The organism is Bradyrhizobium sp. Pha-3, assembly GCF_042258615.1.
In the GTDB taxonomy this organism is placed as follows: Bacteria; Pseudomonadota; Alphaproteobacteria; order Rhizobiales; family Xanthobacteraceae; genus Bradyrhizobium.
This window is the reverse complement of the sequence record NZ_CP170152.1, coordinates 2,611,727-2,636,405: the sequence shown is the minus strand read 5'-3', so window position 1 is coordinate 2,636,405 and position 24,679 is coordinate 2,611,727. Positions and strand designations below refer to the sequence as shown.

General features: G+C 64.6%; 17 protein-coding genes. 10 read left to right on the top strand and 7 right to left on the bottom strand.

The window, feature by feature from the left end; all coding sequences use genetic code 11:
- Positions 1-52: 52 nt before the first annotated feature.
- The 3 genes from ACE10Z_RS12275 to ACE10Z_RS12265 are packed head-to-tail and all read right to left on the bottom strand — an operon-like array spanning position 53 to position 5,160.
- Complete coding sequence (locus tag ACE10Z_RS12275) at positions 53-1,246, bottom strand: DUF1501 domain-containing protein (RefSeq protein ID WP_375788149.1); 1,194 nt, start codon at positions 1,244-1,246, stop codon at positions 53-55.
- Positions 1,247-1,261: 15 nt separating this feature from the next.
- Entirely contained in the window at positions 1,262-2,806 is a 1,545-nt protein-coding gene (locus ACE10Z_RS12270; protein ID WP_375788148.1) for a DUF1800 domain-containing protein, read from the bottom strand.
- Between the two features lie 35 nt (positions 2,807-2,841).
- Positions 2,842-5,160, bottom strand: coding sequence for a caspase family protein (locus tag ACE10Z_RS12265; protein ID WP_375788147.1), 2,319 nt, complete (start codon positions 5,158-5,160; stop codon positions 2,842-2,844).
- Between the two features lie 195 nt (positions 5,161-5,355).
- Here ACE10Z_RS12265 and ACE10Z_RS12260 point away from each other — a divergent pair, with 195 nt between their 5' ends.
- The 4 genes from ACE10Z_RS12260 to ACE10Z_RS12245 all read left to right on the top strand — a co-directional run bounded on the left by ACE10Z_RS12260 (position 5,356) and on the right by ACE10Z_RS12245 (position 11,113).
- Positions 5,356-6,027, top strand: coding sequence for a hypothetical protein (locus ACE10Z_RS12260; protein ID WP_375788146.1), 672 nt, complete (start codon positions 5,356-5,358; stop codon positions 6,025-6,027).
- A gap of 283 nt (positions 6,028-6,310) precedes the next feature.
- Complete coding sequence (locus tag ACE10Z_RS12255; protein WP_375788145.1) at positions 6,311-8,110, top strand: FAD-dependent oxidoreductase; 1,800 nt, start codon at positions 6,311-6,313, stop codon at positions 8,108-8,110.
- On the top strand, positions 8,080-9,927 hold the full coding sequence (locus tag ACE10Z_RS12250; RefSeq protein ID WP_375788144.1) for a 2-oxoacid:acceptor oxidoreductase subunit alpha: 1,848 nt from the start codon (positions 8,080-8,082) through the stop codon (positions 9,925-9,927). Before ACE10Z_RS12255 ends, ACE10Z_RS12250 begins: the two co-directional genes overlap by 31 nt.
- Positions 9,928-10,057: 130 nt before the next feature.
- Entirely contained in the window at positions 10,058-11,113 is a 1,056-nt protein-coding gene (locus tag ACE10Z_RS12245) for a 2-oxoacid:ferredoxin oxidoreductase subunit beta (RefSeq protein WP_375788143.1), read from the top strand.
- Between the two features lie 63 nt (positions 11,114-11,176).
- Here ACE10Z_RS12245 and ACE10Z_RS12240 read toward each other — a convergent pair whose 3' ends face one another.
- Positions 11,177-12,373 carry an ABC transporter substrate-binding protein gene (locus ACE10Z_RS12240; protein WP_375788142.1) on the bottom strand — a complete coding sequence of 399 codons (1,197 nt, stop codon included), beginning with the start codon at positions 12,371-12,373 and terminating at the stop codon, positions 11,177-11,179.
- 9 nt (positions 12,374-12,382) lie between these two features.
- Here ACE10Z_RS12240 and ACE10Z_RS12235 point away from each other — a divergent pair, with 9 nt between their 5' ends.
- A complete protein-coding gene (locus ACE10Z_RS12235; RefSeq protein WP_375788141.1) occupies positions 12,383-12,616 on the top strand; it encodes a hypothetical protein in 234 nt (77 codons plus the stop codon).
- Between the two features lie 9 nt (positions 12,617-12,625).
- Here ACE10Z_RS12235 and ACE10Z_RS12230 read toward each other — a convergent pair whose 3' ends face one another.
- The 3 genes from ACE10Z_RS12230 to ACE10Z_RS12220 all read right to left on the bottom strand — a co-directional run bounded on the left by ACE10Z_RS12230 (position 12,626) and on the right by ACE10Z_RS12220 (position 17,497).
- Positions 12,626-14,170 (bottom strand): SpoVR family protein, encoded by a 1,545-nt coding sequence (locus ACE10Z_RS12230; protein ID WP_375788140.1) that lies wholly within the window; start codon positions 14,168-14,170, stop codon positions 12,626-12,628.
- A 4-nt stretch (positions 14,171-14,174) separates the two neighbouring features.
- The gene (locus ACE10Z_RS12225; protein ID WP_298377106.1) at positions 14,175-15,446 is read right to left on the bottom strand and encodes a YeaH/YhbH family protein; all 1,272 of its coding nucleotides are present in this window, start codon (positions 15,444-15,446) and stop codon (positions 14,175-14,177) included.
- Positions 15,447-15,553: 107 nt separating this feature from the next.
- Positions 15,554-17,497 (bottom strand): PrkA family serine protein kinase, encoded by a 1,944-nt coding sequence (locus ACE10Z_RS12220; protein WP_375788139.1) that lies wholly within the window; start codon positions 17,495-17,497, stop codon positions 15,554-15,556.
- A gap of 497 nt (positions 17,498-17,994) precedes the next feature.
- Between ACE10Z_RS12220 and ACE10Z_RS12215 the strand changes: the two genes are divergently transcribed.
- The 5 genes from ACE10Z_RS12215 (at position 17,995) to zwf (ending at position 24,678) form a co-directional block, all read left to right on the top strand.
- On the top strand, positions 17,995-18,612 hold the full coding sequence (locus ACE10Z_RS12215; RefSeq protein ID WP_375788138.1) for a hypothetical protein: 618 nt from the start codon (positions 17,995-17,997) through the stop codon (positions 18,610-18,612).
- Between the two features lie 41 nt (positions 18,613-18,653).
- A complete protein-coding gene (locus tag ACE10Z_RS12210; protein ID WP_375788137.1) occupies positions 18,654-19,103 on the top strand; it encodes a DsrE family protein in 450 nt (149 codons plus the stop codon).
- Between the two features lie 218 nt (positions 19,104-19,321).
- On the top strand, positions 19,322-22,168 hold the full coding sequence (locus ACE10Z_RS12205) for a bifunctional transaldolase/phosoglucose isomerase (RefSeq protein WP_375788136.1): 2,847 nt from the start codon (positions 19,322-19,324) through the stop codon (positions 22,166-22,168).
- 12 nt (positions 22,169-22,180) lie between these two features.
- Positions 22,181-23,164 (top strand): phosphogluconate dehydrogenase (NAD(+)-dependent, decarboxylating), encoded by a 984-nt coding sequence (gene gnd, locus ACE10Z_RS12200; RefSeq protein WP_375788135.1) that lies wholly within the window; start codon positions 22,181-22,183, stop codon positions 23,162-23,164.
- Positions 23,165-23,184: 20 nt separating this feature from the next.
- Positions 23,185-24,678, top strand: a complete 1,494-nt coding sequence (gene zwf / locus ACE10Z_RS12195) for a glucose-6-phosphate dehydrogenase (RefSeq protein WP_375788134.1) — start codon at positions 23,185-23,187, stop codon at positions 24,676-24,678.
- The last annotated feature ends 1 nt before the right edge of the window (position 24,679 follow it).

The window sequence follows — 24,679 nt, the reverse complement described above, 5'->3', positions numbered from 1 at the left end:
GGCAACCGGCTACTTTGCATGGGGTTGTTTTCGATATTTTAGCAGTGGCCCTTCAAACCAGGTTCAGGTCCTTCGGCTTGATGCCGGTGAAGATGCGCTCGAGGCTTGCCTGCTGCAGGCCGTAGACGTGCTGGATCAGGCCGGCGAAGAACGCCTTGTAGTCGGTCAGAACAGGAAAATCGCGGTTCTGGAACAGCGTCGCCTGCGCGACCTGGACCTGCTCGCCGGCCATGCGTCCGCCGTTGATGCCGCCGCCCATCACCCAGTAGACGCTGCCATGGCCATGATCGGTGCCGCGGTCGCCGTTCTCGCGGAAGGTGCGGCCGAATTCGGAGATCACGACCACGACGGTGTCGCGCCACATCGCAGGACCGATCTCCTCGGAGAAGCCGGCGAGGCCCCTGCCGAGTTCGCCGAGACGGTCGGCGAGATAGCCGGTCGCCGCACCCTGGTTGACGTGGGTGTCCCAGCCGCCGACGTCGACGAAGCCGAGGTTGAACTGCTCGCGCATCAGCCGGCCGATCCGCCGCGCCGACAGCTCGAAGCCGCGCGGCGACACGGCGCCGCGATTGGCCGCCATCATCTCCTCGGAGACCGATTTGTAGACGTCGTCGCGGACCCGAAAGCCTTCCGACACCGAATTGGCGAGATCGCCCTTCGCATACATCTCCCGGATCAACCGCGCCTGCCGGTCGTCGACACCCGGCTTGCTGACGCTGGCGATGCCGATGTTCGGGATCTGGTTCTGGCCGCGGAAGATCAGCGGCAATTGGTCGGTGAAGGAGATCGGCTTCACCCGTGTCAATTCGGTCGCGAGCCGGCTCATGAAGCCGGAGCGGTAGTCGCGGCTGCCGCCGACCGCCTGCCCGAGCTCGATCGTGTCCTGGGTCTCGAAATGGCTGCGCGAGAGGTCATCGCTGGTGCCGGCAAACGGGACGAACGCAATCTCGCGCTTGGCCCACAGCGGATAGATCGAATCGCGCAAGCTTGGATGCAGCCCCCATCCGGCGTCGAGCGCCAGCGCCGCATTCGGATTGCCGGCGTCGGGCCGCGCGACCGCAAGCGTCGGGCGCGAGGCGTAGTAGAACTCGCTGCCGACGGGCACCACCACATTGGCAGCATCGTAGGCGCCGCGCAGGAACACCACGAGCAGCCGCGCGTCGGTCGCGGGCGCCGCCCAGACCCGGCCGGCAAGGGTGAGCGAAGCGGAAGCGGCGAAGGCCTTGATCAGTTCACGGCGGTTCATTGCCGAACCTCCCTTTCAGTGCATGAACTCGGGCGACGACAGAAACAGCGTATTCCAGTCCTGCGGCGAGACGGCCTGGTCGAGCGCGGCGAGCGTGGTCGGGCTCAGCGTCTGCCTGATGTTGCTGAAATAGAGCCCGTTCATGACCAGCGGAAACGCCGGCTGGTCGACGGCGTTGGGCTCGTTCGGCTTGAACAGCCCGGCCGATCCCGAGCCGATCGCGCGCGCGATCTCGAACCGCAGCATCATCTGCCCGGGGCCGTTCCAGGCCGCCGACAGCATCGAATAGCCGTCGGGCGTCTCGTGATTGAACAGGCCCTCGGAGAGGCGATTGAGCCAGCCCTGGATCGGCAGCGTATTGAGGACGACCTTGCTGTCGTAGGCGAGCCGCACCGACGACATCACGTAGAGCATCGGGTCCTTGAACTTGGCGCCGCCCTTCAAACTGGCTGCGAATTCCGGCGCATGAACCAGCGTCGACATCACGGCCGCGATATCGCCGTCGGTCTTCTGGAAGGTCTGCGCCATCTGCTGCACCAGCGCGGCCGGCGGATTGTCCGACACGAAATAGGTCGCAAGCTGCTTTGCGATGTGCGCGGCGGTCGCGGGATGACGGCAGAGGATGTCGAGGGCCTCGTCGACCTCGGCGAGACCGCGACCCTTGATCTGGTGGCCAAGGAACGTCTTGTCGCCGAAATCGTGGCGCGCCGGATTGAACTCGAAGGCGCCCTCGCGGACCAGCTGCGATTGCTGCTCGGGCTTCAGCTTCGGGTCCTCCGGCCTGAAGTCGATGCCGACGCCGGTGAGGATCCGCGCCAGCGCCTCGACATCGGCCTGGGTGTAGCCGGAGCCGACGCCCATGGTGTGCAGCTCCATGATCTCGCGGGCGTAGTTCTCGTTGAGATGGCCGGCGGCGTTGTCGGCATTGTCGAGATAACGCAGCATCACGGGATGATGCAGCGTCGCCGACAGCAGGTTGCGGAATTTGCCGAGCGCGTTGGCGCGGATCGCGCGATCCTCGTAGTCGCCGACCAGCACGCGGATGTTGGCCTTGTACTGGTGGACATTGAAGTGGTTGAACCAGAACCAGGTCAGGCGTTCGCGCAATTGGTCCGGCGCGTAAAGCGCGTGCAGGATGGTGCGGGCCGCGGCCTGCCTGGCGCGGTCGTTCATGGCCTGCTGATAGACCTGTTGCGCCGCCTTCTTCTGCTCCGGATCGGCGACCTGGTTGGCGGATTTGCCCTGCTGGTCGAACGAGGCGGCAATGTCGAACGGGAAGCGATGCACGTCCGGCATCGCCTCGATCTGCTTTTGGACGGCGGCCGGCAATGCAGTGTTGGCCGGATGCAGCTGCTCCTGCAACCAGCGTTCGGTGCCGACCTCGCGCAGATGCGCCGCGCTCGAGGCGCTGACGCCCCAGGTCAGGCGGTCGAGCAGCGCGATGTCCTGCGCCGCGAGTTCGGCCGCCCGCGCCGGCTGGTGGAACGCCACCAGCCCCGCGATCGTACCGATCATCAATTTCGCTGACGTCCGCGATCCGAGTGTGGCCGTGATGCTCATGAAGGCTGACCTGCCCGGTTCATGATGTCATGCCCTCAGTGTTTGCATTTGCCGGGAGGGCATGCCGGCGCGGCCCGGGGTGCTGCTGCGGGCCTTGGCGGCGGTGCAGGCCGAGGCGGCGGCGGTGCTGCGCGCTGCGCCTGCACAGCCGGCCGTGGCGGCGGCGGCGGCGCGGCACGCGGAGCCGGTGCCGGATGCGGCGCAACGGCTGCGGCGCGGGGCGGCGGGGGAGCCGCGCGGGGCGGAGCTGCGGCCCGCGCCGGCGCAGGCCGCGAGACCGGTGCCGGCGACACCGCGGCATGCGCGGGTGCCGAACGCGCAGCCGGCGTCTGCCGTGCCGGCGGCGTGCGGCTCGCCGGCGACGGCGCCGTTGCGGGCTTCACGTTTGCGGTCGGCGCGGTCGCGGCATGCGAGAGCGGTTGCGCGCCCGGCTTGCCGGCGGTCGCGGGCGCGGCCGGCGCGTTGGTCGCGGGGGCAGCGCCGGGCTTGGCCGGGGGAGCCGGCTGCGCGTTGGCAGGCGCCATGGCTGTCGCCGGCTTGCCTGGCGTCAACGCGTTCGGCTTTGCCCCGGGCTGCGCGGCACCAGGCTGCGCGGCGCCAGGTTGGACGGCGCTAGGTTGGACGGCGCCCGGCTGCACAGCGCCATGCTGCTGTGTCGGGTTGGCCGGCGCGGTCGCCGACTGCGGCAGCGGCGGTCCATTCTTGGCGCCCGGCAAAGTGTGCGCACCCGGCGCACCCATCGCGTTCGGCGCGGCGGCTGCGTTCGGCGCAGCGCCCGGCGCTCCCATGGCCGCGCCTTGTGCCGGCGTGGCGCCGGCCGGCGTCAGATTGGCGCGTTGCATCGCCGCGGCCGGCAGCTGCGGTGCCGCCGTGACCGGTGCGCCGCCCATTGCCGCCGTCACCCCGGCCGCATGGAGCTGCGCCGGCGTCGGGTTGGGATTGTTGATCACCGTGTTGATGACAGTCGTGTTGTGGATGTTGTTGAACACGATGTTGTTCTGCGGCGGCACGACATAGGCCGGTGCGGCGACATAGGCCGGCATCGCCACGAAGAACGGCGTCGGCAGCACGAACAGGCCGATCGGCGGCGGCGGCGGCGGCAGCACGACGAAGTCCGGCGGCGGCGGCGGCAGGAAGAAGATCGGCGGCGGCGGAGGCGGCGCGAAGGCGAACACCGGATCGCTGTAGTACAGCACCGGGCGATCGACATAGACGATCTCGTCGGGCGGCGGCGGCGGCACGTCGTAGTCGATCGCCGCGAATTGCGGCGGCGGCTCCAGCGCGGCCGACAGATAGGCGAGCCGGCGCCGGGCGTCATATGAATGCGGCCCGCGCGGATAACGGTGCAGATACGACCAATACGCATCAGGCGTGTCGGCGCTGTAGGTGCGCCGCCAGGTGATGGCCTCGCGCCGCGCCGCCACGATCGCGCGCACGCGCCCGGCCAGCGGATCGGTCGGATAGGCCTGCAGATAATCCTCGTAGCCCTGCAGCGTGTCGCGCTCCAGCGCCGCGGCATAGGCGTCGTGCGCCGGGAAATCGCGGATCGGCTTGGTGCGCAGTCCGGCATCGACCTGCTGCGGCGGCGCATCCGGCTTGCGCTCGAAGAACATGAAGGGCGCGTCGACCTTCTGGGCATTCCACGGGATCTCGGCGCCCTTGGTCATCTCGTTGACGCGCAGGCGAACGCGGTCGAACACCTCGGGCAGGGTCAGGCCGCCGGCGCGAATCATTTCCGCCAATGCCTGAGCGTACGGCCCGTAAGGCGGCGCACCGTCAGGGGCGACGGTGCCGGGCGCGGAATTGAAGGCGATCAGCAGCTTCGGATCGGGATCGACCAGCGCAAGGCCGCCGGCCAGCGGCTGGCCGTCCTTGGCGAAGGGATTGCTGCGCGCCGCATCGAGCACGATGACGCCGGCCTTGATCGGCAGTGCCGAGAGCTGATGGCTGTAGTCGGAGAGGCGGATCGCCTCGACCGGCACGTCGATGTCGCGGGCGATCTTGGCGTCCACAGGCACGAAGTAGTTCTCGCCGGTCAGCTGCACGCCATAACCGGCGAGATAGACGAAGGCCACCGCATTGGGCCCTGCGTCCTGCACCTTCTGGATGAAGTCGCGGAACGATTTGCGCAGCGTCTCGCTATCGAGATCGCGCGCACCGACCACGTCGAAGCCGGCGGCCTGCAATGTCTGCGCGATCAATCCGGCATCGTTTGCGGCAGTCTGCAACGCGCCGGCCTGATAGGCACCGTTGCCGACCACGAGCGCGAGACGTTTCTCCTGATCCTGCGCATGGACGGGAAGCGACGAGAGCGACACCAGACCGACGATCAATGCCCACAGAATGCGCGTCATAGTGGTCGTCCCTTTTCTTCTCGAGAGTTGGCGTTACGGATGGAAAGGTTACTTCCGTGAATGCGCGCTGAACAGGATTGCGGCAATTGTGGCAATCCTTGGTCGGCACGGTCGCGGGCACCCCGGAATCGGCTTCCCGGGCGCGGGTGATCAGGCGATATTACGCAGATAAAACAGGCAAAAAAGGAGCACTCGATGCCAATCGCCGGACAAGGCATGCTGCTGACCTCGATGGATATCGACAGCTTACACGAAGCTGAATTCAACCGCTGGTATGATCGCGAGCATCTGGAAGAACGAGTCGCGATCGACGGCTTCCTGGAGGCCCGCCGCTACGTCGCCCATGACGGCAAGCCGAAATATCTCAGTCTCTACTCGACCGCGACCTTCGAGGTGCTCGAGAGCCCCGCCTACCGCACGGCGCTCGCCAACCAGACCGACTGGTCGAAGGCCAACATCGCGCGCTTCAAGAACATGATCCGCGGGGTCGCGCGCATCACGATCAGCCGCGGCGTCGGCCGAGGCGCAGCGCTCGGCATCATCCGCCTGCGCCCGCCGGCCGAGGGGGCGGACAAACTCCGCGCTGCATTGCGGGAGCAACTCGATCCAGCCCCGCGCGACGGCATCATCTCGATGCACCTGCTCGAGAACGACCCCGTACTGTCGAAGCCGCTCACAACGGACGCCGGGAAAGCCGATCCAGGTGCCGGCGACTGGTTCGTGCTGATCGACGCCACCGATGTCGGCGCGGTCCCCGCAGTCGCGGCAAGCATCACCGGCAACGCAGCCTTGAAGCCGCAGGTCATCACCAGCGGCGTGTATCGGCTGTTGTGGGATGTCGCAAAGAGCGATCTTCCGCGCGGCTGAAGCAAACGCGCAACGTTTGCATGGAGATTCATACTCAAACACGAGCGGCGCGGCGGTGCAGATCATGCTGCACCGCCACATAACGCAATCGAGATTAACGCTACACGCGCATCAGCCGCGCGAAAGCTGATGATCGGACAATTTAGCCTTTGCCTTCTCTGGAACGGCTCTAATAAGATAAGCCTATGATCCAATTCAAAAACCAGAACAACGCCGCGTGAGCGTTCGTCGTCAACGATAAGGCCGCGCGGGTAGGCATTTTTCGCGCGGGTCAAAGGTAGGAATGAAACCGACTGATATCTCGGCGCCGGATTACTTTCATAAAGTAGTCGATTGCCAATGGGCTTGCCCCGCACACACCCCCGTTCCCGAGTACATCCGGTTGATTGCTGAGGGGCGTTACAGCGACGCCTATATGATCAATTGGCAGTCCAACGTGTTCCCCGGGATTCTCGGGCGCACCTGTGACCGTCCATGCGAGCCGGCGTGCCGCCGCGGCCGGGTCGAGGAAACGCCGGTCGCGATCTGCCGCCTGAAGCGCGTCGCCGCCGACTTCAAGGACGACATCAAGCATCGCCTGCCGAAGCCGGGGCCGAAGAACGGCAAGCGCATCGCGCTGGTCGGCGGCGGCCCCGCCTCGCTTGCGGTGGCGCGCGATCTCGCGCCGCTCGGCTATCACTGCACCGTGTTCGACGGCGATCCCAAGGCCGGCGGCATGATGCGCAGCCAGATTCCAAAATTCCGTCTGCCCGACAACGTGATCGACGAGGAGACGGACTACATCCTCAACCTCGGCGTCGATTTCAAGGGCGGCCAGCGCGTCGACAGCCTGAAGCAGCTGCTCTCCGAGAACTATGACGCGATCTTTGTCGGAAGCGGCGCGCCGCGCGGCCGCGAGCTCGACATTCCAGGCCGCAAGGAAGCCGCCGCCAACATCCATATCGGCATCGAGTGGCTGTCCAACGTGTCGTTCGGCCATGTCGACAAGATCGGCCGCCGCGTCATCGTGCTCGGCGGCGGCAACACCGCGATGGATTGCTGCCGTACTGCGCGCCGCCTCGGCGGCGAGAGCGTCAAGGTGATCGTCCGCTCCGGCTTCGAGGAAATGAAGGCCTCGCCGTGGGAGAAGGAAGACGCGCTTCACGAGGACATCCCGATCCTCAACTACATGGTGCCGGTGGCATTCAAGCATGTGGCCGGCAAGCTGATTGGCGTCACCTTCCAGAAGGTGAAGGCCGAATACGACGCCAAGGGCCGGCGCAATCTGGTGCCCTCGGGCGAGCCTGACGAGACCGTGTCCTGCGACGATGTGCTCGTTGCGGTCGGCCAGGAGAATGCATTTCCCTGGATCGAAGCCGATTGCGGCATCGAATTCGACAAGTGGCACATGCCGAAGGTCGATCCCAAGACGTTCGTCTCGACCAATCCGAAGGTGTTCTTCGGCGGCGACGCGGCGTTCGGGCCGAAGAACATCATCTGGGCGGTGGCGCACGGCCATGACGCCGCGCTGTCGATCCACCGGATGCTGTCCGGCGAGGACATCAACGAGCGTCCGCTGCCCGAGGTGCAGATCTCCTCGCAGAAGATGGGCATCCACGAGTGGAGCTACGACAACGACATCTCCACCGACAAGCGCTTCAAGGTGCCGCATCGCGACAAGGTCATCGCGCTGAAGGACATCCGCGCCGAGGTCGAGTTGGGTTACGATCTCAAGCTCGCGCTCGGCGAGGCGGAGCGCTGCCTGAATTGCGACGTGCAGACGGTGTTCTCCGCGCCGCTTTGCATCGAATGCGACGCCTGCGTCGACATCTGTCCGATGGACTGCATCACCTTCACCGAGAACGGTGAAGAGGATGATGTGCGGCAGCGCCTGAAGGCCCCCTCGCCGCATCACGACCAGGCGCTCTACGTCTCCGGTGACCTGAAGACCGGCCGCGTCATGGTGAAAGACGAAGACGTCTGCCTGCATTGCGGACTGTGTGCCGAGCGCTGCCCGACCGGCGCCTGGGACATGCAGAAGTACCTCATCGATATGGTTCAAGCGGGATCAACATGTCAGTCCAAAGCCCGATCAGCAGCGTAAACGACTTCGTCGTCCGCTTCGCCAACGTCAACGGTTCGGGCTCGGCCTCCGCCAACGAACTATTCGCGCGCTCGATCCTGCGTCACGGCGTGCCGGTCTCGCCACGCAACATCTTCCCGTCCAACATCCAGGGCCTGCCAACCTGGTATGAAGTGCGCGTCACCGAGGACGGCCATCTCGGCGCCCGCGGCGGCGTCGACATGATGGTGGCGATGAACCCGCAGACCTGGGACAAGGACGTCGCCTCGATCGAGCCCGGCGGCTACCTGTTCTACGATTCGACCAAGCCGATGCCGACGTCGAAATTCCGCGAGGACATCACCGTCATCGGCGTGCCGCTGACCGCGATCACCAACTCGACCTATACCGATCCACGGCAGCGCCAGCTGTTCAAGAACATCATCTATCTCGGCGCGCTCTGCGCGCTGCTCGACCTCGATCCCAAGCTGGTCGAGCAGCTGATCGGCGAGCAGTACAAGGGCAAGGAGAAGCTGCTCTCCTCCAACGTCCATGCGCTGCATCTCGGCCGCGACTGGGCGCTGCAGAACCTGAAATGCCCGATCGGGCTCCGGGTCAAGAAGTCCGACAAGGTCGGCGACCGCATCTTCGTGGAAGGCAACAGCGCGGCTGCGCTCGGCGCCGTCTATGGCGGCGCCACCGTGTGCGCCTGGTATCCGATCACGCCATCATCGTCGGTGGCGGAAGCCTTCACCAGCCACTGCCAGAAGTACCGTCACGATCCCGAGACCGGCAAGGCGAAATACGCCATCGTGCAGGGCGAGGACGAGCTCGCCTCGATCGGCATCGTGATCGGCGCGTCCTGGAACGGCGCGCGGGCCTTCACCGCGACCTCCGGTCCCGGCATTTCGCTGATGACCGAGTTCATCGGCCTGTCGTACTTCGCCGAGATCCCGGCCGTGATCATGAACATCCAGCGCGCCGGCCCCTCGACCGGCATGCCGACCCGCACCCAGCAATGCGACGTGATCGCCTGCGCCTATGCCTCGCATGGCGACACCAAGCACGTGCTGCTGTTCCCGGAGGACCCGGCGGAAGCGTTCGAGTTCGCCGCCGCCGCCTTCGATCTCGCCGAGCGATTGCAGACCACGATCTTCCTGATGCTCGATCTCGACATCGGCATGAATCATCGGCTGTGCCGCCCGCTGAAGTGGGACGACGCCAAGCAATACGACCGCGGCAAGGTGATGACGGCGGAGATGCTCGAGGAAGGCCGCGACTTCGGCCGTTATCTCGACGTCGACGGCGACGGCATCCCCTATCGCACCTATCCCGGCACGCATCCGACCAAGGGCTCCTACTTCACGCGCGGCACCTCGCGCGACCGCTACGCGCGGTATTCCGAGGAAGGCGCTGTTTACGCCGACAACATGCAGCGCCTGGTGCGCAAGTTCGAGACCGCGCAGGACATGGTGCCGCGGCCGCTGCAGGCCAATGCGGCGAAGCCGACCAAGTATGGCGTGCTGTATTTCGGCTCGACCTCGCCCGCGATGGACGAGGCGATCGGGATTTTGGAGGCACGCGGCCATCAGCTCGACCGCATGCGCATCCGCGCCTTCCCGTTCCACTCCAGCGTCGCGAGCTTCATCGCCGATCACGACTTCGTCTACGTGGTCGAGCAGAACCGCGACGCGCAGCTCCGTCAGCTGATCGTCAACGAGAACGGCATCGACCCGGTGCGGCTGGTGCCGATCCTGCACTACGACGGCACGCCGATCACCGCGCGCTTCATCGCCAACGCGATCGCCGACCATCAGGATCATCTCAAGGTGACCCCTCTCCGCAAGGCCGTGACATGATTGATCATCTGATCTCTCCGGCGTCATGCCCGGGCTTGTCCCGGGCATCCACGACTTTCTTTCTCCTGGCCAAGACGTGGATGGCCGGGACAAGCCCGGCCATGACGTGGCGGGGAGCGCAGGTGTTGTCATGACCTACATTGCAAAGCCGAAGTTTCATCATCCCGGCCTGAAGAAGAACGAGCTGGGCTATACCCATCGCGACTACGAGGGGAAGATCTCGACCCTGTGCGCCGGCTGCGGCCACGATTCGATCACCGCCTCGATCATCGAAGCCTGCTACGAGCTCTCGATCGAGCCGCACCGGGTGGCGAAGATTTCCGGCATCGGCTGCTCGTCGAAGACGCCGGACTATTTCCTCGGCAATTCGCACGGCTTCAACTCGGTGCATGGCCGCATGCCGTCGGTCCTGACCGGCGCCAATCTCGCCAACCGCGACCTGATCTATCTCGGCGTCTCCGGCGACGGCGACAGCGCCTCGATCGGCTTCGGCCAGTTCGCGCATTCGATCCGGCGCGCCGTCAACATGACCTACATCGTCGAGAACAACGGCGTGTACGGCTTGACCAAGGGCCAGTTCTCGGCCACCGCCGACCGCGGCTCGAAGTCCAAGAAGGGCGTCACCAACACCGACAACGCGATCGACCTGGTTGCGATCGCACTGCAGCTTGGCGCCACCTTCGTCGCGCGCAGCTTCTCCGGCGACAAGACGCAATTGGTTCCCTTGATTGCCGCTGCGATCCGCCACAAGGGCGCGTCCTTCATCGACGTGATCAGCCCCTGCATCGCCTTCAACAACCACGCCGGGTCGACCAAGAGCTTCGACTATGTCCGCGAGCACAACGACGCGGTGAACCGTCTCGACGTGCTGGTCGGCCGCGAGCCGATCAGCGTCGATTACGCGCCCGGCACCGTGCAGGTGGTCGAGCAGCATGACGGCACGCGGCTCGCGCTGCGCAAGCTCGACGCCGACTACGATCCGCATGATCGGCTGGGCGCGATGACCTTCCTGCAGAAGCATGCGGCCAAGGGCCAGATCGTCACCGGGCTGCTTTATGTCGATCCCGACGCCGAGGATCTGCACACCCATCTCGACACCGTCGAGACGCCGCTCAACACGCTGGACGAGAAGGCGCTGTGCCCCGGCTCGGCGGTGCTGGACAAGATCAACGCCAGCCTACGCTGACATTCAATTTGGCTTCGAATCGGGCCTCTTGGCACTGCCAAGGGGCCCGATTTCCGTTTGGAGCTACTTGTCACTCAACACGTCACCGAACAGCGCCCAGGACTTGCCGTCGAACCGCGCCATCTGGATCTGGCGGATCGGCGTCACGTTGTCGGGCTCGGTCTGCACCTTGATGCCCGGCAGCAGCATCGGCAGTTCGAGCGCCTTCAGATTGGTCGCCTGCTTGATGATGTTGTCGCGGCTGAAATCGCCGTTGCAGTTCTTCAGCACCGCCGTCATGACCTGCGCGACGGTATAGCCCTGCACGTTGAAGAGGTCGCCCGGGCTCGCATTCGGCTGATATTTCTTCATCCAGGCCGAGAACTCCTTCTGCGCCGGATCGTCGGCCCAGCGCGGATCGGTCGGGTCCTTCAGATAGAGCCCGGTGACGACACCGATGACGTTCTCGAGCCCCGCCGGCTCAAGCACCGCAGAGACGGAGTTGGAGACGGTCGGCAGAATCGTGAGCGGCTTCCAGCCCATGCTCGCCGCCTTGCGCAGCGCCTGGGCCGCGAATTTCGGCGTTGCTTCGGCGAAGAACACGTCGGCACCGGACTCTCGCATCGTCACCATCTGGGAATCGATGGTCGGATCGGTCGTGAGATACGTGGTCTCCGCAACGATCTGGCCGACATGCTCGCCGAGCCCGTCCTTGAAGCCCCTGAGATAGTCCTTGCCGGCGTCTTCGTTCGGCGTGATCACGGCGATCTTCGCGTCCGGCTTGGTCTTCAGGATGTACTTTGCATAGAGCCGGCCTTCGAGCTCGTAGGTCGGATTGAAACCGACCGTCCACGGGAACTGCTTCGGATCGTTCCAGCGCGTCGCGCCCGAGGACACGAACAGCTGGGGCACGTGCTTGATGTTGAGATATTTCTGCACCGAGATGTTGGGTGCGGTGCCGACCGCGCTGAAGATCGCGAGCACCTCGTCCTGCTCGACGAGCTTGCGGGTCTGCTCGACGGTCTTCGACGGCGAATAGGCGTCGTCGAGACTCTCGAAGTCGATCTTGCGGCCGCTGATGCCGCCCTGATCGTTGAGCATCTGGAAGTACGCGGCTTCGGCACGTGCGATCGTGCCGTAGGCGGATGCCGGGCCGCTATAGGGCGCAGTGTTTCCTATTCTGATCGCGGAATCGGCGGCAACGGACGGCGAGATCGACGAGGCCGTGAGCGCAGTGAAGGTGAGAAAGCCCGCCAGGCGGGAGCGAGTTGACAAGAGCATATCCTTTTCTTGGTTTTCTTGACGCGGCGCACATTATCAATCGCGCCCGCGCAGGCAATCGCCAAGAAGACTGCAATGAGATTTACGCATGCCGGCAATCACGTTCGCGCGTGGAACATGATGCGCTTTCAATATCGGAATGTTGCCGGGATGTTCATGATGCGAACCTTCGACGGACGCGAAGGTTCACCAAGCAAGACTCGCATTCCGCGCGACGGTCACCGCGCACTGATCGCTGCGTGAGCGCACGCCTCAGGCAGCGACCGCAGCCGCGCGCGGGCTGACGACGTATTCCTTCAGCACCTTGTCGGTGCCGTCGAGTTCGGTGAGTGCGACGTCGTAGGACCAGAGATCGGCGAGATGCTGCAGCACGCGGCGCGCGTCGGTCTCGTTGAGCTGCGCGCCCTTCACGGTGGTGTGACGCAGCATCAGGCGGCGATCGCCGTCGAGATCGACATCCACGACCTCGATATTGGCGTCGACGAAGCCGACGTCGTATTGCCGCGCCAGCTCGCGGCGCACCCTGCGGTAGCCACGCTCGTCATGGATCGCATCGACCTTGATGCCCTGGCTTTCGGCCGGGTCGTCGTGCAGATGGAACATGCGGAAGCGCCGGATCAGCGCCGGTGAGAGGAACTGGTTGATGAAGCTCTCGTCGCGGTAGTTGCTCCAGATCTCGCGCAGTACGCCCTCGACGTCGCCCTTGCCGGCGATATCGGGGAACCAGGCGCGGTCCTCGTCCTCCGGAGTCTTCACGATCCGCTCGATGTCCTGCATCATGGCAAAGCCGAGCGCGTATGGATTGAAGCCGGAATAGCGGCGATCATCGAACTCGGGCTGAAACACCACATTGGTGTGCGACTGCAGGAATTCGAGGAAATTGCCGTCGGTGAGCCGGCCCTGCTGGTGCAGCCGGCTCATGATGCGGTAATGGACGTAGGTCGCGGTGCCCTCGTTCATCACCTTGGTCTGGCCCTGCGGATAGAAGTACTGCGCGATGTGGCGCACGATGCGAATGAGCTCGCGCTGCCAGGGTGCGAGACGCGGCGCGGTCTTCTCCAGGAAGTAGAGGATGTTCTCCTGCGGCAAACCAAGCAGCGCGTGGCGGCGCTCGGCGGTGAGCGTGGCCTTGCTCTTGGCCTTGGTGTTCGGCACCGTCCGCCACAGATCGTTGAACACGCTTTCCTCGTGCTGCCGTCGCTCGCCGGCGCGCTTCTCCTCGGCCCGCAGGTCGAGCGTCTTCTTGCCGGGATAGCGGTCGACACCATGCGACATCAGCGCATGCGCGGCATCGATCGTCCTCTCCACCGTCTCGCGGCCATGGCGGTCCTCGCAGACCGCGATGTAGCCCTTGGCGAATTCGAGATAGTCGAGGATGCCGTCGGCGTCGGTCCACTGCTTGAACAGGTAGTTGTTCTTGAAGAAGTGATTATGCCCGAACGCCGCGTGAGCGATCACGAGCGTCTGCATCGTCGCCGTGTTCTCCTCCATCAGATAGGAAATGCACGGCGAGGAATTGATCACGATCTCATAGGCGAGGCCCATCAGGCCCTTGCGATAGGAGGCTTCCTGGAAGGCGAACTGCTTGCCGAACGACCAGTGCTTGTAGAACAGCGGCATGCCGACCGAGGAATAGGCGTCGAGCATCTGCTCGGCGGTGATCACCTCGATCTGGTTGGGATAGACGTCGAGCCCGAGTTCCTTGCGCGCGACCTGCTCGCAGGCGTCGTGGACCCGCTGCAGCGTCTGGAAATCCCAGTCGGCACCCTCGAACAGCCGTCCGTCGGAAGAACCCATTACGCTAAACCCTTTCCTGCTGCTTGCTGCGGCGCTTGAACAGGTCCTGGAACACCGGGAAGATCTCCCCGCGCTCGCTCACCTTGCGCATCGACAGCGGCGCGCCCTCGTTGCGCAGCCGCTCATAGAGCGTCCACAGCGAGGAGTCGGGCATGTCGAAGGTGTAGTTGGCGGCTTCGCCGACCTCGAGATAGGCGAAGAACTGGCAGACCGGCAGGATCTTGTCAGTCAGGAGATGCCCGGTCACCCCGCTGTCGGACGTCATGTTATCGCCGTCCGAAGCCTGGGCCGCATAGATGTTCCAGTCGGCGGGACGGAAGCGGGTGCGGACGATGTCGTTCATCGCAACCAGCGCGCTCGACACCAGCGTGCCGCCGGACGCCGGTCCATGGAAGAACGTATCCTCATCCACTTCCTCGGCGCGGTCGGTGTGCCGGATGAACACGATCTCGACATGCTTGTAGCGCCGCTTCAGGAACACGTAGAGCAGCATGTAGAACCGCTTTGCCAGATCCTTCATGTGCTCGGACATCGAGCCTGAGACGTCCATCAGGCAGAACATCACGGCCTGCGCCACCGGCTTCGGCACCGTCTCGAAGCGGCGGTAGCGGATGTCGATCGGATCGATGAACGGGATGCGCTTGACTTTGGCCTTCAGCGCTTCGAGCAGCGCCAGCAGTTCGCGGCGGCGCGTATCGTCCTCGCATTCCGCAAGCTCGGCCTCGAGCGTCTCGATCTCGTCCTTGCGCGGCCGGCGCAGCGCCACACGCCGCGCCAGCGCCCGGCTCACCGTGCGGCTGATCGAGATGTTGGCGGGCGAGCCCGATGTCGCATAACCCGCGCGCCGGAGGCCCTCGCTCTCGGTTTCCGCGAGCTTGCGCTTTTCAAGGTCGGGCAATTCGAGGTCGTCGAGGAAAAGGTCGACGAACTCCTCGCGGCTGAGCACGAAGCGGAAGGCGTCCTCGCTGTCGCCCTCGCCAGCGCCGGAGCCCTTGGCACCGCTCTGGTTCGGCCGCTGCAGCCAGTCGCCCTCGACGAACTTCTTGTTGCCGGGCAGCACCATGTCGCGCGTGCCGCCCTCGCGCCGGAACCGCGGCTCGTCCATGCCGTCCAGCGGGATCGTCACCTCGCCGCCCTCCAGGACATCCTTGATGTCCCGGTCCTGCGACGACTTCTTGACAGCTCCCTGCACCAGCGCCTTGGCGCGCCGCAGGAAGCGCTGCCGGTTCTCCAGGCTCTTGCTACCCGGGTTCAACCGCCGATCGACGATATGCATGACCACGTTGCATCTGCCTCGCGCCGGATGCGATCATGTCGCATCGCATTCTTATTGGACGGGACCGAACGAGACGGAAAGCCGCTGCCGGCTTTCCGGATCGCGCACTAGCCGGCCTGCTTCACCCGCATGTACCACTCGACGAGCCGACGGACCTGGCGCTCGGTATAACCGCGCTCCACCATCCGCTCGACGAACTCGCCGTGCTTCTTCTCGGTCTCGCCGTCCTTCTTCGAACCGAACGAGATCACCGGAAGCAGATCCTCGACCTGCGAGAATATCCGCTTCTCGATCACGTCGCGAACCTTTTCGTAGGAGGTCCAGCTCGGGTTCTTGCCATTGTTGTGCGCCCGCGAACGCAGCGAGAACTTGACGACCTCGTTGCGGAAGTCCTTCGGGTTGGCGATGCCGGCCGGCTTCTCGATCTTGGTCAGCTCCTGGTTCAGGAGTTCGCGGTTCATCAGCTGGCCGGTGTCGGGATCCTTGAAGTCCTGATCCTCGATCCAGGCATCGGCGTAGTCGACATAGCGGTCGAACAGGTTCTGGCCGTAGTCGGCGTAGGATTCCAGATAGGCCTTCTGGATCTCGTTGCCGATGAACTCGGCGTAGCGCGGCGCGAGATCGGCCTTGATGAATTCGAGATAGCGCTTCTCGGTCTCGTCAGGCAGCTGCTCGCGGCGGATCGCCTGCTCCAGCACATACATCAGGTGCACCGCATCGGCGCCGACCTCGGTGGTGTCATGGTTGAAGGTCGAGGCCAGCACCTTGAAGGCAAAGCGGGTGGATACGCCGTCCATGCCCTCGTCGACGCCGGCCGCGTCCTTGTACTCCTGGACGCTGCGTGCCTTCGGGTCGGATTCCTTCAGGCTCTCGCCGTCATAGACCCGCATCTTGCCGAACAGCGTCGAGTTCTCGTGCTTGCGCAGCCGCGACATCACCGAAAAGCGCGCCATCGTCTCCAGCGTCGCCGGAGCGCATGGCGCGGCGGCGAGTTCGGAGGTCTGGATCAGCTTCTCGTAGATCTTCTGCTCCTCGGTCACCCGCAGAACGTACGGGACCTTGATGACGCAGATGCGGTCGATGAAGGCCTCGTTGTTCTTGTTGGTCTTGAAGCTCTGCCACTCGGCTTCGTTGGAATGCGCGAGGATGATGCCGGTGAACGGGATCGCACCGATGTTCTCGGTGCCGATGTAGTTGCCCTCCTGCGTCGCCGTCAGCAGCGGGTGCAGCATCTTGATCGGCGCCTTGAACATTTCGACGAACTCGAGCACGCCCTGGTTGGCGCGGTTGAGGCCGCCGGAATAGCTGTAGGCGTCGGGGTCGTTCTGGGCGTAGGTCTCGAGCTTGCGGATGTCGACCTTGCCGACCAGCGAGGAGATGTCCTGGTTGTTCTCGTCACCAGGCTCGGTCTTGGCGACCGCGATCTGGCGCAGCCGGGAGGGCTGGATGCGCGCGACGCGGAATTGCGAGATGTCGCCGCCGAAGGCTTCGAGCCGCTTGTAGGCCCAGGGCGACATAAGCCCGCTGAGCCTGCGGCGCGGAATGCCGTACTTCTCCTCGATCATCGGTCCGAGCTGCTCGGGGTCGAACAGCCCGAGCGGGCTCTCGAACACCGGCGACAGCTCGTCACCCGCCTTCAGCACGTAGATCGGATGGATTTCCATCAGCGCCTTGATGCGCTCGGCGAGCGACGACTTGCCGCCACCGACCGGTCCGAGCAAATAGAGGATCTGCTTGCGCTCTTCGAGGCCCTGTGCGGCGTGACGGAAGAAGCCGACGAGGCGTTCGATCGTGTCCTCCATGCCGAAGAAGCCGGCGAAGGCTGGATACGACCTGATCGTACGGTTCAAAAAGATACGGCCAAGGCGTGGGTCCTTGGCCGTGTCGATCATCTGGGGCTCACCGATTGCCGCTAATAACCGCTCGGCCGCATTGGCGTATCGCATCGGGTCACTTCGACACGACTCCAAATACTCGGCCATCGACATGTCGGTCTGGCTTCGCGCTTCAAACGACCTTGCGAAGGCGTTGAACAAAGAATCGTTGTACATGATCCCTCTCTCCACGATATGTATCGCCGCACGACTGACACGAGTCGTAACCAGAGCGTCCTAGGATCGAATCAGCGTCGGCACGCTGGGTCCATTGGACACTCGACCGACTCATTTCGGCAATGCACGGCGCGTGCAGCCTCTGCCTTATCAACAGGCAGGAAGCTTAATGGTTCATCAATATCCCCTTGTTTTTGGTGTCTGTAACCCCCTCGCCACATCCGTGGTTTACCGGGGCCCAGGCTCCGAAGCGGACATCCAAGCGGGGCAACTTCCCCGTCCGGCGATGAACGTTGGCCTCCCTGAAAAGGTGTGACTGTCCAGCCTTGGCGTCAAGATGCGCACGTCACAGACTCGCATGAACAATCTGTCAGACGAGGTTGAACGTGCCTCCTTGTCGCCGCGACTAAGGCAACGAGCCCGCGCAGTTCCACGCGGCACCATTGCCGCGCATTAAAGATGACACCTTGGAGGCGCGGGCTATTCCCGAGGCGGTCATGAAGCAGACGTTCCTTGTTGTCGCACTTGTCGCCGCAGCCTGCGCCGGCGCGGCGTTAACCGTTCAGGCGCAGGAAGGCGTCGACAAGGCCAAGGCGGCCGCCTTCGACAACAGGATGTTCGCAGGCCCGCCCGGCGCGAAAGCCTATGCCTGCTTCGTGCGGCGATACGATGCAAATCATCTGGCGCAGCATCCGAAGCAGAAGGTCAGCGCGATGAAGCTGCTCGTCGCCGGCGAGGATGCGCCGGAGGACAAAGCCACCAACTACTCGTTCCGGCTTGGCGTCAGTTACCGCCACCGCCCCGGCAATTTCGACTCCAGCGGCTACTGCAACCACGCGCTCGCGACCGAAACCGGACACGAGATACGCTTCGAATGCAGCGTGGATTGTGAGGGCGGCGGTATCACCGTGGCGCTGTCGAAGGACGACAAATCCGCGATCGCGCGCCTTGGCCGCATCGTGGTGTGGAATCGCAACAAGCCCGACGACGATGCGGGCGAGGCGCTGCTCGCCGGCGCCGACGACAAGATATTTCGCGTCGATCGTGCGGACTTGAGCGAATGCGCCGAACTTGTGACCGACCGCAAGGAACTCGCTGCGCTCCGCCACAAGTGATAGGTTTTGCGCCGGTCGACAATCATTGCGCGAGGGACGCCATGCACCGACGCAGCATCCTGTGGGGCACGCTCTCGGCGATCGGCGCTGCCCTCGCAACGTCACGGGCGAACGCCGCTACTGAGACCCCACCACCGGGAAAGCTGAAGGTGGTCTATCACCTCGACGACCTCGGCAAGGTCAATTTCGTGATCGGCAGCATCCAGAACCATCTCGACGGCGTCGGCGGTCCCGGCAATGTGACGATCGCGCTCGTGGTGCATGGCCAGGCGCTGAAAGCGTTCCATTCGGCGACCGCCAATCCCGACCTGTCGAAGCATGTCGGGCAGTTCAGGAAGGACGGGATCGAGCTCGCCGCCTGCGGCAACACCATGAAATCGCAGAACATCACCCTCGCCGACCTGCTCCCGGGCTTCGTCGCCGCCGAGCGCGGCGGCGTGGTCCGCCTCGCCGAGCTGCAATCCCAGGGCTACCTCTACCTGCGGCCCTGACGCGCGGCCGCGCGCCCGCAACGCGTCATAAAAATGTGCCGAGATCGGGGTCTGCTCGCACCCGCGTCCGAGGGGATCGAACTGTTGTGAATGGCGTTATCCCTTGGGAATGCTGATATTCCGCCCGGGCCCCCAGTCATGTTGACAATCCGCCTCCGCCCCCGAAAGCTGCCCGGGAACCCAAAAATCGACCCTCGATCGAACGAGAACAGGCACCCATGAACCCCGTCAAAGCACTCGAAAATCACCGCCAGGCCGTCTGGCTGGACTTCCTTGCCCGCGGCTTCGTCGCCAACGGCGACCTGAAGCGGCTGATCGAGACCGACGGCGTCAAAGGCGTGACGTCAAACCCCTCGATCTTCGAGAAGGCGATCGGCAGCTCGGACGAGTATGACGGGGCGATCGGCCAGGCCCTCAAGAAGGGCGACCGCTCGGTCGCCGACCTGTTCGAACACCTTGCCGTCGTGGATATCCAACATGCCGCCGACGTGCTGCGCCCGGTCTACGACCAGAGCCATGGCGGCGACGGCTTCGTCAGCCTCGAAGTGTCGCCCTATCTGGCGATGGACACCAAGGGCACGATCGCGGAAGCCGAGCGGCTCTGGAAGGACGTCCACCGCAAGAACCTGATGGTCAAGGTGCCGGCGACGCCGGAGGGCCTGCCCGCGATCGAGTATCTGATCGGCGAAGGCATCAGCATCAACATCACGCTGCTGTTTTCGCAGAAGGTCTATCGCCAGGTCGCGGAAGCCTATCTCAAGGGCCTGGAGAAGTACGTCGCCAAGGGCGGCGATCCCTCCCATGTCGCGAGCGTCGCCAGCTTCTTCGTCAGCCGCATCGATTCTGCCGTCGACAAGCAGCTCGACGAGAAGATCGCACGCGCCAACGACCCGTCCGAGAAGGAGCGGCTCGCCGCCCTGAAGGGCAAGGTCGCGATCGCCAATGCAAAGCTCGCCTACCAGGACTACAAGCGCCTGTTCTCCGGTCCGCGCTGGGACAAGCTCACGGCCAAGGGCGCCAAGCCGCAGCGGTTGCTGTGGGCGTCGACCGGCACCAAGAACAAGGACTACAGCGACGTGCTCTATGTCGAGGAGCTGATCGGCCCCGACACCGTCAACACCGTGCCGCCGGCGACGCTCGATGCCTTCCGCGACCACGGCAAGGTCCGCGACAGCCTCGAGGAGAATGTCGAGGACGCCCGCCACGTTCTGGAAGAGCTGGAGAGGTCCGGCATCTCGCTCGATGCGATCACCGAGGAGCTGGTCAAGGACGGCGTCAAGCTGTTCGCCGACGCCGCCGACAAGCTGTACGGCGCGGTCGCCCACAAGCGCGCGACCTCGCTCGGCGGCGGCATCGACCACCAGAAGCTTGCGCTCGGCGCCGGCATCGAGAAGGCGGTCGAGAAAAGCACCGAGGAGTGGCGCACATCGGCCAAGATCCGAAGGCTCTGGCACAAGGACAAGTCGGTCTGGACCGACGATGACGAGGACAAATGGCTGGGCTGGCTGACCAGCGCTGCGACCGCCGACGTCGCCGACTACGAGGATTTCGCCAAGCGCGTGAAGGGACAGAACTTCACCGACGCCGTCGTGCTCGGCATGGGCGGATCGAGCCTCGGGCCGGAGGTGCTGGCGCAAACCTTCCCGCACAAGTCCGGCTTCCCGCGGCTGCATGTGCTCGACTCCACCGATCCGGCGCAGGTGCGCGCGATGGAGGAGTATGTCGACATCGCCAAGACGCTGTTCATCGTCTCCTCCAAATCCGGCGGCACCACCGAGCCGAACGTGATGAAGGACTATTTCTTCGACCGGGTCGCCAAGGCGATCGGCAAGGACAAGGCCGGCCATCGCTTCATCGCGGTGACCGATCCCGGCTCGTCGCTGCAGAAGGTCGCGATCAAGCAAGGCTTTGCCCGCATCTTCTACGGCGACCCTGCGATCGGCGGCCGCTATTCCGTGCTGTCGCCGTTCGGCCTGGTGCCGGCCGCGGCCGCGGGCATCGACGTCCGCAGCCTGCTCGGCCATACGCTCGCCATGGTGCGCTCCTGCGGCGCCGACGTGCCGCCGCAGGAAAACCCGGGCGTCCAGCTCGGGCTGGCGATGGGCCTCGCCGGGCTCGAAGGCCGCGACAAGGTGACGATCTTCGCCTCCCCGGACGTCGCCGATTTCGGCGCCTGGGCCGAGCAGCTGATCGCGGAATCGACCGGCAAGGACGGCAAGGGCCTGATCCCGATCGAGGGCGAGACCATCGGCGACGCCGCGGTCTACGGCAACGACCGCTTCTTCGTCGACCTCCGCACCGAGGGCGAGACCGATGCCGCGCATGAGGCCAAGCTCGCCGCGCTCGAAGCCGCCGGCCATCCCGTGGTTCGCATCGTGATGAAATCGATCGACCATATCGGCCAGGAGTTCTTCCGGTTCGAGATCGCAACCGCGGTGGCAGGCTCGATCCTCGGCATCAACCCGTTCAACCAGCCCGACGTCGAGGCCGCCAAGATCAAGACGCGCGAGCTGACCGCGGCGTTCGAGAAGACCGGATCGCTGCCGGCCGAGCAGCCGGTGGTGTCGGGAGCCGACGTCGATCTCTATACCGACGCGCAGAACGCCGAGGAGCTGCGCAAGGCCGGCGCCAATGGCGATCTCAATTCCTGGATCAAGGCCCACCTGTCGCGCTCCGGCCGTGGCGACTATCTCGCCCTGCTCGCCTACATCGAGCGCGATGGCGACACCATCGACGCCATGCAGGCGATGCGGCTCAAGGTACGCGACGCAAAACACCTTGCGACCTGCGCCGAATTCGGCCCGCGCTTTCTGCATTCGACCGGACAGGCCTACAAGGGCGGGCCCGACAGCGGTGTGTTCCTGCAGGTCACGACCGACGACAGCAAGGATTTGGCCGTACCCGGCCAGAAGGCGAGCTTCGGCGTGATCAAGTCGGCCCAGGCGCGCGGTGATTTCGACGTGCTCACCGAGCGCGGCCGGCGGGCGCTGCGCGTTCACCTCAAGGGCGACCTCACCTCCGGGCTTGCGGCACTCGATGCCGCAATCTCGGCCGCACTGAACTGACGGAGGCGGGCAATGCAACTCGGCATGATCGGCCTCGGGCGGATGGGCGGCAACATCGTCCGCCGCCTTATGACCCAGGGTCACACCACCGTGGTCTACGACAAGGATCCGAAGGCGGTCGCGGCGCTCGTCGCCGACAACGCCACCGGTTCCTCGTCGCTGGAGGATTTCGTCCTCAAGCTGGAAGCGCCGCGCACCGCCTGGGTGATGCTGCCGGCCGGCAAGATCACCGAAGCCACCATCGAGGCGCTGTCGAAGCTGATGCAGCCCGGCGACGTCATCATCGACGGCGGCAACACCTTCTGGCAGGACGACGTCCGCCGCGGCAAGGCGCTGCGGGAGCGTGGACTGCACTATGTCGACGTCGGCACCAGCGGCGGCATCTGGGGCATCGAGCGCGGTTACTGCATGATGATCGGCGGCGACAAGCCCGTCGTCGACCGGCTCGATCCGATCTTCAAGACGCTGGCACCCGGCATCGGCGACATCCCGCGCACCTCCGGCCGCGAGGGCCGCGATGTCAGGATCGAACAGGGCTACATCCACGCCGGTCCGATCGGCGCCGGGCACTTCGTCAAGATGATCCATAACGGCATCGAATACGGCCTGATGCAGGCCTATGCCGAAGGCTTCGACATCCTGAAGAACGCCAATATCGAGGCGCTGCCGGCGGAGCATCGCTTCGATCTCGACATCGCCGACATCGCCGAAGTCTGGCGGCGCGGCAGCGTGATCCCGTCCTGGCTGCTCGACCTCACCGCCTCGGCGCTGGCACAGAACCACACGCTCGACAACTACTCCGGCTTTGTCGAGGATTCCGGCGAAGGCCGCTGGACCGTCAACGCCGCGGTCGACGAGGCGGTGCCGGCCGAGGTGCTGACGGCGGCGCTCTACACCCGCTTCCGCTCGCGCAAGGACCACACCTTCGCCGAGAAGATCCTCTCGGCGATGCGCGCAGGGTTTGGCGGCCACAAGGAGCCGCCGAAGAAGGCTTAAATCGAACCGCGGAAGGTCACGTGCAGAAGAAACCAGATCCTTGCTCCTTCATCATCTTCGGCGCCACCGGTGATCTGACACACCGGCTGGTCATCCCGGCACTCTACAATCTCGCCGCCGGCAATCTGCTGCCGGAGAAATTCTGCGTCGTCGGCATTGTCCGCAAGGGCATGTCGAGCGAGCAGCTGACCGACAGCCTGATGCAGGGGCTACGCAAGTTCGCCACCCGCCCCGTCGACGAGGCGATCGCGAAGCGGCTGTTTGAATGCGTCACCGCGATCGAGGCCGATCCGCGCGATCCCGCCTCGTTCGATGCCATGAACGCACGGCTCGACAAGCTCGAGAAGGCGCGCGACACCGGCGGCAACCGGCTGTTCTATCTCGCGACCCCGCCAAGCGCCTTCCTGCCGATCAGCGAGCAGCTCGGACGCACTCGCATGCTGGAGGAGAACGGCGCCTGGCGGCGGCTGATCATCGAAAAACCGTTCGGCACCGATCTGGCGTCGGCCAGGGCGCTGAATGCCGCGCTGCTCAAGCTGATGGACGAGCACCAGATCTACCGGATCGACCATTACCTCGGCAAGGAAACCGTCCAGAACATTTTGGTGCTGCGCTTTGCCAACGGCATGTTCGAGCCGATCTGGAACCGCAACCATATCGACCACATCCAGATCACCGTCGACGAGAAACTCGGCGTCGGCCATCGCGGCAGCTTCTACGATGCCACCGGCGCGCTGCGCGACATGGTGCCGAACCATCTGTTCCAGCTGCTGTCGCTGGTGACGATGGAGCCGCCGGCGCGCTTCGACGCCCATGCGGTGCGCTCGGAGAAGGCCGAGGTGCTGAGCGCGATCCAGATCCAGAGCGAGCAGGAGGCGCTGTCCAATTCGGTGCGCGGCCAGTATCGCGGCGGCCGGATCGGCGACACCGAGATCGAGGACTTTCTCAAGACACCGGACGTCAGGCCCGACAGCTCGACCGAGACCTATGCCGCGCTGAAGCTGACGATCGACAATTGGCGCTGGGCCGGCGTGCCGTTCTACCTGCGCACCGGCAAGGCGCTGACCAGCAAACGCACCGAGATCGCGATCAAGTTCAAGCAGGCTCCGTTCGCGATGTTCCGCGACACCGCGGTCGACCGCCTGTCGCAGAACTACCTGGTCATCTCGACCGAGCCGACCGAAGGCATCGAGCTGCAATTCAACACCAAGGTGCCTGGCCCGGCCATCAACATCGACGGCGTCGAGATGAAGTTCCGCTACAAGGACTACTTCAAGGCCGAGCCGTCGACCGGCTACGAGACGCTGATCTATGACTGCATGATCGGCGACAATCTGCTGTTCCAGCGCGCCGACAGCGTCGAGGCCGGATGGCAGGCGGTGCAGCCCTTCCTCGACGCCTGGAAGACTGCCGGCGGGCGTGGCCTGCAACCCTACAAGGCCGGCAGCGAAGGCCCGGAGGCCGCCAACGCGCTATTGACGCGCGACGGCCGCAGCTGGCGGAAGCTGGGCTGAC